This window comes from Terribacillus saccharophilus (assembly GCF_000725365.1).
In the GTDB taxonomy this organism is placed as follows: Bacteria; Bacillota; Bacilli; order Bacillales; family Amphibacillaceae; genus Terribacillus; species Terribacillus saccharophilus.
The window spans coordinates 3,004,408-3,016,709 of the sequence record NZ_CP008876.1 but is presented as its reverse complement, the minus strand read 5'-3'; the positions used below and the strand labels follow the sequence as shown (position 1 = coordinate 3,016,709).

Annotated in this window: 10 protein-coding genes; 3 read left to right on the top strand and 7 right to left on the bottom strand. The window is 41.7% G+C overall.

Translation table 11 applies throughout. The features are described from left to right. Positions 1 to 42: 42 nt before the first annotated feature. The gene (locus GZ22_RS15025; protein ID WP_038564190.1) at positions 43 to 252 is read right to left on the bottom strand and encodes a DUF2922 domain-containing protein; all 210 of its coding nucleotides are present in this window, start codon (positions 250 to 252) and stop codon (positions 43 to 45) included. A gap of 25 nt (positions 253 to 277) precedes the next feature. After that, entirely contained in the window at positions 278 to 505 is a 228-nt protein-coding gene (locus tag GZ22_RS15020; RefSeq protein WP_038564186.1) for a DUF1659 domain-containing protein, read from the bottom strand. A 250-nt stretch (positions 506 to 755) separates the two neighbouring features. Here GZ22_RS15020 and GZ22_RS15015 point away from each other — a divergent pair, with 250 nt between their 5' ends. From GZ22_RS15015 to tagH, 3 genes are all read left to right on the top strand, one after another. Then, on the top strand, positions 756 to 2,120 hold the full coding sequence (locus tag GZ22_RS15015; RefSeq protein ID WP_084160762.1) for an LCP family glycopolymer transferase: 1,365 nt from the start codon (positions 756 to 758) through the stop codon (positions 2,118 to 2,120). A gap of 161 nt (positions 2,121 to 2,281) precedes the next feature. After that, a complete protein-coding gene (locus GZ22_RS15010; RefSeq protein ID WP_038564183.1) occupies positions 2,282 to 3,112 on the top strand; it encodes an ABC transporter permease in 831 nt (276 codons plus the stop codon). Between the two features lie 16 nt (positions 3,113 to 3,128). Further along, on the top strand, positions 3,129 to 3,917 hold the full coding sequence (gene tagH, locus GZ22_RS15005; RefSeq protein WP_038564179.1) for a teichoic acids export ABC transporter ATP-binding subunit TagH: 789 nt from the start codon (positions 3,129 to 3,131) through the stop codon (positions 3,915 to 3,917). Positions 3,918 to 3,951: 34 nt separating this feature from the next. Here the strand turns inward: tagH and GZ22_RS15000 are convergent, their stop codons facing one another. The 5 genes from GZ22_RS15000 to GZ22_RS18095 form a co-directional block, all read right to left on the bottom strand. Beyond that, positions 3,952 to 4,683 (bottom strand): WecB/TagA/CpsF family glycosyltransferase, encoded by a 732-nt coding sequence (locus GZ22_RS15000; protein ID WP_245609679.1) that lies wholly within the window; start codon positions 4,681 to 4,683, stop codon positions 3,952 to 3,954. 149 nt (positions 4,684 to 4,832) lie between these two features. Next, positions 4,833 to 6,383, bottom strand: a complete 1,551-nt coding sequence (locus tag GZ22_RS14995; RefSeq protein ID WP_084160761.1) for a glycosyltransferase — start codon at positions 6,381 to 6,383, stop codon at positions 4,833 to 4,835. Between the two features lie 73 nt (positions 6,384 to 6,456). Beyond that, a complete protein-coding gene (locus tag GZ22_RS14990) occupies positions 6,457 to 7,989 on the bottom strand; it encodes a glycosyltransferase (protein ID WP_038564177.1) in 1,533 nt (510 codons plus the stop codon). 76 nt (positions 7,990 to 8,065) lie between these two features. Then, the gene (locus GZ22_RS14985; protein WP_051748326.1) at positions 8,066 to 9,673 is read right to left on the bottom strand and encodes a glycosyltransferase family 2 protein; all 1,608 of its coding nucleotides are present in this window, start codon (positions 9,671 to 9,673) and stop codon (positions 8,066 to 8,068) included. 110 nt (positions 9,674 to 9,783) lie between these two features. Beyond that, positions 9,784 to 12,300 (bottom strand): peptidoglycan recognition protein family protein, encoded by a 2,517-nt coding sequence (locus GZ22_RS18095; protein ID WP_051748325.1) that lies wholly within the window; start codon positions 12,298 to 12,300, stop codon positions 9,784 to 9,786. Positions 12,301 to 12,302: the final 2 nt, after the last annotated feature.

Here is a 12,302-nt window from a genome sequence, read left to right as displayed (position 1 = left end):
TTAAAAAGGAGTGCAGCTCACAGCAGCTGCACTCCTTGGGGATTAAAATACTTCCTGAACAGTACGATCGACGATACGGGCAGCTTTTTTCGAGACAAGCGGTCCGCCGCTCGATGAAATGACATTCTGCGTGAGAATTACATCCATCGCCTGATTAATCGCTGATTCGTCGAATGGTTCAACGGGCTGCTCCAAGCTGATGGTCACAGTCTTGCCAGCTTCATTTAAAAACTGCAAATCAAGCTTCTTCATGCATTATTCCTCCTTTTTTGTCGAATTAAGATTCACGCAGGATAGAGTGGTCGTTCTTCTCCACTGCGTACAGAGTGCGCTGCTGCAATGGTACCAATGCATCGGCGAATGCCTGAAGCTCATCCGGTGTTGCATCAAGTCTGATGTTGTTAAAAGATTTTGTTTTGTATTTGTCTTTGCCTGTGTCCGGATCCACGCCATCGTACAATACGATGCTAAGGCGTGTTTTGTTATGGGTTGCGGTGACTGCCATGTTTCTCCCCTCCTTTCACAGCTATAATCGGAGCAGACGCCGAAAAAGTGTGGAAAAAGTTTAGAAAAATGATCACAAGCACGGCCTAAGCCCAGCAACAAGAGGGAAAGGCTTGTAATATAATAGTAATTTTACGTTGCTACTGTTTCATAGTACAATTAAGGTTAGCATGTTCTGCTGACAGGTAGACTTTACCAGCAAAATTAATGAATAAACATACAGATATATCAGTAAATAAAGGAGTTTAATCATGAGAAGAAGGTCACCTTACCAACCACAGCCCCCCAGGCGAACAGTGAAGAAAAAAGTAAATAAAAAACGAATTATAATGCTCCTTCTTATCCCCGTTTTAATCCTTGGAGCAGGCGGTGCGGCATATGCTGCTCATCTATTTAATTCTGCAGCCAGTGCCATCGAGAAAGCCCATGTCGCAGATACGCGTGACAAATCAGCGTTGAGAGACGAAGCAGTTGACCCCGTTGAGGACAATGTTTCGATTCTATTCATGGGAGTGGATGACAGTGACACGCGCGATGAAGGAAACTCCCGCTCTGATGCGATGATTCTTGCTACTTTTAATAAGAAAGAACATAGCGTCGATCTTTTGAGCATTCCGCGTGACTCCTATGTGTACGTACCAGAAGTCGATCGTCAGACGAAAATCACCCATGCACACGCTTATGGCGGTGCCCAAGCTAGCGTTGAGACAGTTGAGAACTTCCTTAACGTACCAGTCGACTATTATGCAGAAATCAACTTTAACGCCTTCATGGATATTATTGATACACTTGGCGGTATCGATGTAGAAGTTCCTTACGAGCTGTATGAACAGAACTCAAAGGATCAGAAAGATGCTATTCATTTGGAAGAAGGCATGCAGGAGCTTAATGGTGAAGAAGCACTAGCGCTTGCACGTACCCGTCATTACGATAACGATATTGAGCGAGGTAAACGCCAGCAGGAAATTATCAAGGCAATGATCACAAAAGCATCATCTGCTGGATCAGTATTTAAATACGATGCATTAATTCAAGATGTAGGCGACAACCTAAGCACAAGTCTTACATTTGATCAGATCAAGAGTTTCATCTCTTACGGCACAAGCAATGACCTGAAGATAAACACATTGAACCTTGATGGTACAGGTGGTAAGCTATCTGATGGTATTTGGTATTACCAAGTTGATCCAACTTCTCTGGCAGATATTCAAAAGCAGCTTCGTGAGCATCTTGATTTGTCTGAGGAAGTAGACACGGATAGTGTGGAAACCAATGGCAGCGGAGTTTACGATGATAGCACTGGCACAACGGATAGTACCGGAACGACTGACTCTACTGGTTCTACAAGCAATGCAACCGGAGACACCGGTACAACTGACAGCAGTACTGGAACTACAGGAAGCACTGGTACAACGGACAATAGCACTGGAACTAGCGGTTCCACGACAGATGAAAGCACAGAATCAAGTGAGACTTCAAGCTATGATACAGGCAGCTCTAGCACTGACAGTACATCCAGCAACTCAACAAGTGGTACAACCTATGAAGATACAACAGGTACTACGACAAACGAGAGCACTTCTGTCGACTCTACAGGAAGTACTACAACACCATAAGCTAAACAAAACTGCCACCCCTCTTTTGGGTGGCAGTTCCTTTTGTCATATATCGCTCTCTATTGTAAATGCAGTGTAAATTAAAATTGTTTTCTATTGATGTTGCTAGTATAATTTAAGAGGTCTGAACAAAAGAACATCCTAGCAGGAAGGACTTTTTTATGAAATCAGCAATCACTGTTCTAAAAGAACAATTCAAGCATTTTAATCTCATTCGACGCATATCGCTTTATGAACTAAGGAATAACAATAACGCAAACTATCTAGGATTGGCTTGGGAGATTATTAGCCCTGTCATTCAAATCGCTATCTACTGGCTCGTATTCGGTTATTTAATTAGCGGTGGTCAAGGGCGAGAGATTCCTAACCCTTCTGGCGGTACTTTTGAGTTCTTCCCTTGGCTCGTTTCCGGTCTGATTATTTGGATGTTTTTCCAGCCGGCAGCTACTCAAGGTGCCAAATCAATCTATAGCAGACTGCGACTATTATCTAAGATGAATTTCCCGATGAGCGTGATTCCAAATATTACGATCTTCTCTAAATTCTATCCACATTTGATACTCGTAGTTTTGACAATAATTCTAATGCAATTTACCGGTTATCCCATCAGCGTTTATATGCTGCAACTCCCGTACTTTATGATTGCGACCTTTGCATTTACGTATGCATTCGTACTGCTCATGACAACTTTAACAACGCTTATCAGGGATATTCAGCTGCTTTTGCAAGCAACCTTACGAATGGTGCTATATTTAACACCTATACTCTGGGTTTCTCATAAGCTGCCTGATCCTTTGGTTATCGTAATGAAGCTTAACCCGCTTTATTATCTTGTCGAAGGTTACCGCGCATCATTGATGGGGCAGAATGGCTGGTACTTCATCAACTCATGGGAGTACACAATCTACTTCTGGGTAGTCACTGCAATCATCTTTATGATTGGCGCTGCCTTGCATATCCGTTTCAGAAGACACTTTATCGACTTTCTCTAATTAGAAAGGGATTTTTATGGATAAATCAATTATCGTTGAAAATGTAAGCAAAAAATATAAGTTATATAGCAAAAGCTCAGACCGTATTAAAGACATCATTTTCCCGAAAGAATATGGAGAAGATTTTTACGCATTGCGCAATGTCAGCTTTGCAGCTGAAAAAGGTGATGTTGTTGGGTTCATCGGTATCAACGGATCTGGTAAATCGACTTTGTCGAATATCATCGCTGGTATCGTTCCAGAAACGACAGGCTCTGTCACTCTGAATGGCGATGCAGCTTTGATTGCTGTTTCAGCTGGTTTGAAGGGTGATTTGACAGGCAGACAAAACATTGAACTGAAGTGTTTGATGCTTGGACTTAACAAGAAAGAAATTGCCGAGCTTGAACCGAAAATCATTGAATTCGCTGAACTGGAGAAATTTATCGACCAGCCAGTAAAAAACTATTCAAGCGGGATGAAATCACGTCTAGGCTTCTCTATTTCTGTTAATATCGATCCTGAGATCCTAATTATCGATGAAGCTTTATCCGTAGGTGATAAAGCTTTCGCTGAGAAGAGTCTTGCCAAGATGCATGAATTCAAAGATAAAGGCAAAACGATGATTTTCGTCAGTCATTCACTTGGACAGATGAAGCAGTTCTGCGATAAGATTCTTTGGCTGGAATTCGGACAAGTACGGGAATATGGCTCTATCGACGAAGTTATTCCGAAATACGACCAATTCCTGAACGAATACAAGAAGATGTCGAAGGAAGAAAAAGAAGCATATCGTGAGCGTGCCATCGCAGGTACAGCAAACTAAAAAAGACAGAAAGGCTAATCGCCTTTCTGTCTTTTTATTTGCGTATTAGAACGCGGAACATAAATTCAAATGCTTTTAGAATTCGTTTCCAGCGAAAAGGCTGCTTAATCAAACGGTACAGCCATTCTAAATTCATTTTTATCCAAGCTTGAGGTGCACGCTTCATTTCTCCGGCTAATATATCGAATACCCCGCCGACGCCCATGAATACACCTTTTTCGAACAGATGTTTATGAGCAGCGATAAAGTTCTCTTGTCTCGGGAACCCCATTGCTACAAAAATAAGATCTGGTTTTGTAGCGGCTGCTTGCTCCGCCACTGCTGCTTCTGCTTCAGCATTAAAATAACCGTGGTGACTTCCAGCAATGCGGATACCAGGATACTGAGAGCGTACACGGTTCACCGCTCTTTCGTTCGCTTCCTGTTTCGCTCCAAGGAAGTAGCAGCTAAGGTTATGCTTTTCTGCATAGCTGAGCAGCTTGAACATTAGATCGAAGCCAGTGACACGCTCTTCAATTGGGTTACCAAGTATTTTAGAGGCAATGACGACTCCTGCGCCGTCCGGTATTATATAATCAGCACTTTTGACGCTTTTTTTATATACAGCATCCACTCTTGTCTGCATAACAATCTCCGGATTGGCCGTTACGATATAAGTACGTTGACCATTGTTAATCCGAGGATAAAGATGCTGCTGCAATAGTTCTTTTTGTGTTAATTTATTAAAAGGAATATCCATTATTTCTACGATTTCTTGATTTGACACACTTGTAACAACCTTTCAAGATCAAACCATCAGGTAGGAATCTTCGTATGATAGACTTTCCCATTATGCCACGAAAACAATAACTTTACAATTATTCACATAGAATTTACACAAATAGAAAACAGCCGGTAATATACCGGCTGTTTTTCTTATTTACGGCCAAATCCGAAGAAAGAACGTTTCTTCTCCTGTGACTTATCGTTTTCTGAAGGGGTATATGATTGTCCGAACATTTCTACCCAATCTTTTTTGAAGCTCTCTTCGCTGAATCGCTCAATAACTTCTGGCGCACGCTCGGCTAATCTGTCTCGAAGATTGCTGTCATTCATAATAGCGACAACCTTATCAGCTAGTGCTTTTTGATCGCCTTTTTTGACAAGATAACCGTCGACGTCATCCCTGACGATATCCTTCGGTCCGTACTTAATATCATAGGCAACCGCTGGCGTACCTGCCGCAAGTGTCTCCGTAAGCACCATACCGAAGCCTTCAAAATCAGAAGTTAAGATCGTACAAGCAGCTGACTGATAGGACGCTGTAGGATCAGAGGAGAAGCCTAATAGCTTCACATTCTGCTCAAGGCCAAGTCGTTTAATCTGAGCCTTCAATTCATCCTCAAGCGGTCCAAACCCGTAAATATGATACTCTGCATCCGGTATCTTTTCCACAACGTGTTTGAAGGCTGCAATTCCTTCATCCAGGCGCTTTTGTCCTTCAAAGCGAGCCAGTGTAACAGCTACCTTCGGCTGATAGCTTTGCTGTGCAGGTGCTGTGTCCGGAGCTGCGTGCGGAATGACGTGCAGCTTCGTTGTTACCTCATAACGGGAAGTAATATCTTTTTCCTGTTCATGCGTCAGGAATACAACATGGTCAAAGCTATTGATACCTTCCACGAAATGATTCCAGGATTTCTTCGTCTTTGCACTTTCGTCATAAGGTGACTCAAAGTGGTTATTGTGCGCAACTGCAACCTTTTCTACATCCGCTTTAACGAGCAAGACAGTTTCATCTGTCTTTCTTGAATCAGACATGATGACAGGTGCTTCGTATTCAAGCGCTGCTGTATCAATCCAAGCCGCATAAGCATGGTTGATGGAATCATATTCTACATCTTCTTCACCGAAGAGAATGGTTCTGCCTTCGCTGCCAGATGGATTGACCCAAACTGTAATACGGCACGTGCCATCTTCGAGCAGATAACGATGCAGTTTTGGCTTATTGGTTATATAATCCATGTGGCTCGTCCTCACAAGACGGCCATCCCGCAGATATTCTGCTCTGCTAAGACGTGTGCGGCTGTCATCCATATAATCGATTAGCTTCAGCGAGCCATCTCCATTAAAACGACGGTATTCTTTATAGACGCCATCCTTATAATAACGAAAAGCAGGCTGCTTGCTTTTCTTATCTTGGATTGCATGCAATCCATCAACTTCTATAGATGCTTCCTTAGCATTGTCAACTTTGCTGATGTGAAGAAGATCTGTATAATAGTTTCTCACTTCGACTCTTCTATCCAGCTGTCCTGACTTATACAATTTTTCAATGATATTCTTGTGGTCCTGCTGAAAAGCCAGTGTGAAGAAAACAACTTTCCCGTAATGGTCTGCGAGAATATTCGCCCGCTTCATCACTGCTTTCGTCAGGCCGCCTCGCTCCACATTCAGTGAATTGAACACGAATATTGGGGTCTTCATCATTTTATCCTCCTACTGGTATGCAATTTCGTTAAAAACGCAGTACCAAACATTCATTTGCTATAATCTAATACTTTTACTTTTTCATAAAACCGAATAATGATTTTTTCTTTTTACTTTGCTCGGCTTGTCCGCTGAATACTTCCATCCAGGACTTATTATAATTGTCTTCACTAAAACGCCCGGATATATCAATTGCCTTTTCAGCCATTTCTCTGCGTAGTTCGGTATCCTCCATGACGGATAATATCCGGTCAGCGAGCTGTTTCTGGTTGCCAGCTTCTACGATGAAGCCGTCCACGCCATCTCGTATGATTTCCCTTGGTCCGTATTTCATATCATAGGTGATAGCTGGTGTACCTGCGGCCATACTTTCTGTCAGCACCATTCCAAAACCTTCGTATTTTGAGGTAAGGATGGAGCATGCTGCTGATTGATAAGCTGCTGCCGGATCAGTGGTAAAGCCCATTAGCTTCACATTATCCTGGAGTCCAAGCTCATTGATCAGTTTCTTCAGCTGTGTTTCCAATGGTCCAAAGCCGTAAATATGATAGCGTGCATCTGGCAGTTTATCAACGACATGCCTGAATGCACGAATTCCCTCATCTACAGCTTTCTCTTCCGAATATCTCGACAAGGAAACCGCAAGATGAGGATCCACGCTATCTACAGCTGCTGGAGCCGTTGGCGGAGCAGCATGCGGAATAACATGCAGCTTTTGTGAATCAACTTGATATCTCGAAATAATATCCTGCTTCTGGTGTTCCGTCAGAACTATTACTTTGTCATACTCATTGATTCCATTAAAGAATGTATGCCATGTGATTTTCGTTTCAGAATCATCCTTATAAGGTGCTGCGATATGAGAACTATGTGCAACGCCCACTTTTTCGAAATTACCTTTTACTCGAAGAACTGTTTCGTCTGTCTTTCTGGAATCGGAAAGAAGGACAGGTGAATCATACATCTTAACCGCCTCTTCGATCCAATCTGCATAGGCATGTTCGATCTTTGCGTATTCCTTATCCAGATCAAACCGAATTGTACGTCCTTCTGTATCTGGTTCATCCAGCCAAACGGCTATCTTACAAGAACCGTCAGCATGGAAGTATCTGTGCAGCTTCGCTTTATTGTTTGAGATATCCATATGACTCGCCTTCACTAGACGATTATTACGCAGATATTCTTCTCGTCGCTGCCTAGTTCGGCTCTCGTCCATATAATCAATCAGTTTTAATGAACCATCCTGTTCAAACCGGCGATATTGTTCATAGAATCCATTGTTATAGTAACGATAAGCTGGTAATTTACTTCTCTTATCGACAATATGACTGTAGCCAGGAAGATCCACCGACGCTTGCACCGGCTCTGTAACATGCTCCATATCGAGCAGTTCAGCATAGAAATTCCTTACCTTAATACGCCTGTCCATCTGTCCGGATTCATATAGCTTTTCAATAATATTCTTATGGTCCTGCTGATAAGCAAGTGTAAAGAAGACAACCTCCGGACAATGATTGACCAAGAGGTTGGCACGTTTTAATACCGCTTTTGTTAAACCACCGCGTTTAACATTCAATGAGTTAAACACGAAAATTGGTGTTTTCATTGCTGTGTCCTCCTAAGCGGAATTATTGTTCATTTAAGATAGCATAACTTAGCCGTTATTTAAAACGATAACATAATCATGCTCTTAGCATCCGCTTGATTTTGTTGACGATACGTTGCTTTTTGCTAAGCTGTTTTGGTTTCTTTTTCGTCGTATCCTGCAGTTTAAAGGATAGGTTCCCGTGCTTTGTATTGTAGGTTGTAATATTAAGCAAATGATTCTTTTTCCTTGAAGATGTAATCTTAGTTGTCGCATGATGAGGCATCTCGCCTAAAATTCGTGCGATAGCTGTGTAATTTTCGATTCTGCTAACAAGATGCAAATCTACGATATCCTTCTCTGCTTCGATTAATTCAATTACAGAGGCAGGGATAACAACATGAAATGTGGAAAGCATCTGCTCCTGCATTATTTCAGGGTTAACAGGTATTGGACTGTCAATATGATAGGCACCTTTTTGGACAGTAAGAGAAGTCACACGCTCACTATCTCTGTCGCTAAGCTTCAAATAAAGCTGTTCCTCAGAGGCATCAACCAGTGAATGATAGCTATAGCCTTCTATTAATAAACCTTCTGCTTTTTTCTCTATACGTGTTACAGCTGCAGCAAGTTTATTTGAACGATGGAAGGATAGTGATTCAGACTTGGCCAATTCGTATGCTTTTTCAGCCTTCGGATAGATTAGGCCATGGAACACTTGCATATTGCCAGGATGACGCTCTGCATACCAGAAGTTGATAAGATCGTCGAGTTCACCTTGCTCAATAATACGCAGCAGAAGCTTTTCCCTTGTGTTGAAGTTCGCATAAATCTCTAAGAAATTATGCTTTTGGAACAAAGCTTTCAGAGAATCAAAAATATATTGTTTATCTTCCATTTGGAAGGAGCGAGTGATCGTTGTGCGAAGCTCGATATTCAATACACGAGTCAGATATTGATAGTATGTACGCAGCTTCTTCTCTTTAGGCAGCTGCAAGCTCTCGACCGCTGCAAGCGTCTCTTCGAATTGATGCATGTAAAGACGGCCGGTGATCGGCTTTTTAGTAAGCTGTTCCCTGCCAACTGTGAGATTATTCGTCAAATAATAGCACGGGTAATCTTTCACAATGGATATAGAATTGGAGTAAGCATATGCCTGGATGATAAATGGCTGATCTTCTCCCAGGGAGTAATGCTCTGGGAACCGGATATTATGCTCTCGAAGCAAACTGACCCGGAATAGCTTCTGTACACTGACTGTGTAGAGCGCATTAGAGCCGTAAAAGCTAAAGTTATCAGGGTTACGCTTGAAAATAGCTTGTGGAACACCTCTATTGATGCCGACATATTGCCCGACAACGATATCGCTATCGTATTGAAGGATCTTCTCCTCCATCCGTTCTAAAGCTTCTTCTCCAAGATAATCATCACCATCAACAAAGAAGATGAAGTCTCCTGTTGCAAGTTCGATTGCTTTATTACGCGGACCACTCGGAGATCCACTGTTTTCTTGATGAACGATGCGGACAAAGTTGTATGTATTGCTATATTCTTCTAAGATAGCTGGACTTTGATCTGTAGATCCGTCATTTACACAAATGATTTCCAGCTTCTCCTTATCAATTGTTTGATTAATTATGCTATCCAGGCAATGCCTGATTGTACTTTCATCATTATAAACTGGTATTGCAATAGTATATTTCATTTGTTCCTCCGATATTTACATTCTTTTTACACTAACTTTATTTTACAACTAATTCCTACAATATGTAACAAAAAATCACACCGCATTATATAAAACGCGGTGTGATCTGGTTATTGCAAATATGCTGAATGAATCCATACTTCTTTTCCAGCTAATATACCTCTATACCATGTGTTATTGCCGACCTTCTCGGTCAAATTGACCTGAAACTCCTTGCCAGCATATCCCTTAAGATCATAGACAAAGTCTTTTGATCCACCCCATGCTTTTGCATATGCACTGCCTGTTCCTTTAACGTGCAGCGTTTTGCTTTTCTTATCAACAGTAACATGGGAATACGTCTTAATCTGTCCTGATTCAACCCAGCCGATAGTACCGCTTGTACTGCTCGGCTTACTGCTGATCAGATAATATGTTTTCTTATTATATACTGCTTGCTTCTTAATATAATACACCTGATTTGTGTAGCCATCAGCTGAATTTTTGGCACCCTTTGTTACGCCAGGCGCCGTCAAAATTACTGCTCCGCCACGCAAATGCCCTAGACGGCTTGTCTTACTTTCTATTTTCGCAGACACATATGCACTATGAAGCCACATTTGCTTCCCATCAAGCGTTCCGCGATACCACGTGTTACTACCGACTTTCTCAGTTAGATTGACATAGAAAGGTTTGCCGCTTGCAGCTGATAGATTGCTGCTAACAAGATTTTTACTGCCGCCCCATGCTTTTGAATAAGATTTTCCGGAGCCTGTTACATAGAGCGTCTGAGCAGTCTTACTGACAGATGTATGATCTCGGACTTGCAGCTGCTCTGCCTTAACCCAGCCAACTACATCTTTTGTTCTGCTTGGAGCATAGCTGATCAGATAGAATAGCTGACCATCTCTCTCAATCTGCTTCTTAATATAATACACCTGATCATAATCCTTGCTTCCTGCATTGCGATATTTAGCCGATGTCTTAGCATCTTGATAAATTCTTGCACCGCTCCGCAGATGACCTAGTTTACTTATATTGCTTTCTTGTCTTCTATCTGTAACAAAGCTAGAATGCACCCATACTTCCTTGCCATTCAATGTACCGCGAATCCAAGTATTATTACCAACAGTTTCTGAAAGATTAGACGTGAATATCTGCCCCTTCATAGAAGCTAAATTATATACTTGGTTTTTAGAACCACCCCACGCTTTATCATAGGCTATTCCAGTTCCTACAATCGTGTACATATATTTATCACGATTGAGACCTTTATGATCATGTACTTTTACATCACTAGCCTTCATCCATCCGATTGTTCCAGATGTAGCACTTGGTTTTGTGCTCAAAAGATAGTAAATAGTGCCGTTAACATTGGCTTGCTTTTTAATGTAATAAACTTGGTCTGTTTTACTGCTTCCTGCTTGTGTACTGCTGGATAGATTTGAGAGATTCGGATAAATTCTCGCGCTCGTAGTCCGAATATGTCCAAGTTTACTAGTGCTGCTGTATTTGATTGCCTTTTGATTGTACTTCTCAGTAACCAGCTTTACAAAGTCGTTCCAGTTGTAACCATATTTTGCAAAGTAACCATGAGGATCAACGTGGTTTGTACCACCCAAGAACCTGCTGACGGCACTGTGTGACCACAATGTCCCTCTCCCGTTTGATTCTGCACTTGTCACGCCAAGATCATATTTTGCCAGCACATAAGCAATATAATCAGCATAGTTGTTGATTGATTTCGCAAAATTTTCGAAGCTGTTTACTTCAACCAATTCGACATGCACAAAGCGCTGATTCGCATAATATCCGGCTCCCCAAGCACCTAAATCTGTTGGGTGGATTTCAATGATATTGTTATGATCAACGAATGCATGAACAAACGCGTTATTATGGTTTGCTGTCATATAATTTATTTCAGATCGAATAGTGGAGTTCGGATTGGCAGTTTCATGTGCTACTACCCCTTCAACTGCACCTCTTCCGTAACGATAATTGAACTTGGCGAACTGACTTTTATGTTCGTACTTAATGGAAGCGGTAGATGGTGAATTCTTTTTGATCCAATCATTTACATTCGGATAGCTTGCCCTGGCATAGAAACGTGGTTCGGAAGCAGATTCTTCTTCTGTTTCATCTACACCATCACGCCAGTCGATTGGAATGTACTGCAGCTCTTCTGCTGAAAGCTTGCTTATATCTATTCCATAGACCATTGTACCTTCTTTAATCCCAAGTGCATTATACTTCGGTTGTTCTTCCACTTGTTCTTTAGCAGCTGATTCCTGAACTTCTGTTTCAGCTTTTTCTTCAGTAGGTGTTTCAGTATCTTCTGACTGCTGTACCGTCTTCTCATCAGTTACCTTTTTATCAGATGATGACGTCTCAGCCTCTTCTTGCACAACAAATTCATCTTCTTGCTGTGCTGGTGAATCACTTTCTGTTTCCGGCGTATCCGCTTCGATCTTATCTTCTGTCACAGTATCTATATTATCTGCCTCTGTTTCTTGAGAAACATCGGGACTATTTGAATCATTACTGATTTCCTCTGTTACCTGATTATTATGCTCCTCCGCAAATACGGTTGCTGGTACACTGCTGAAAAATAGCATTAAAACGACTATCAAGCTAATAACTTTTCTCATTT

Coding starts and splice junctions, on each gene's coding strand:
- GZ22_RS15020 (WP_038564186.1), bottom strand. CDS start 505: ATGGCAGTCACCGCAACCCATAACAAAACACGCCTTAGCATCGTATTG.
- tagH (WP_038564179.1), top strand. CDS start 3,129: ATGGATAAATCAATTATCGTTGAAAATGTAAGCAAAAAATATAAGTTA.
- GZ22_RS15015 (WP_084160762.1), top strand. CDS start 756: ATGAGAAGAAGGTCACCTTACCAACCACAGCCCCCCAGGCGAACAGTG.
- GZ22_RS18095 (WP_051748325.1), bottom strand. CDS start 12,300: ATGAGAAAAGTTATTAGCTTGATAGTCGTTTTAATGCTATTTTTCAGC.
- GZ22_RS14985 (WP_051748326.1), bottom strand. CDS start 9,673: ATGAAATATACTATTGCAATACCAGTTTATAATGATGAAAGTACAATC.
- GZ22_RS14990 (WP_038564177.1), bottom strand. CDS start 7,989: ATGAAAACACCAATTTTCGTGTTTAACTCATTGAATGTTAAACGCGGT.
- GZ22_RS14995 (WP_084160761.1), bottom strand. CDS start 6,383: ATGATGAAGACCCCAATATTCGTGTTCAATTCACTGAATGTGGAGCGA.
- GZ22_RS15025 (WP_038564190.1), bottom strand. CDS start 252: ATGAAGAAGCTTGATTTGCAGTTTTTAAATGAAGCTGGCAAGACTGTG.
- GZ22_RS15010 (WP_038564183.1), top strand. CDS start 2,282: ATGAAATCAGCAATCACTGTTCTAAAAGAACAATTCAAGCATTTTAAT.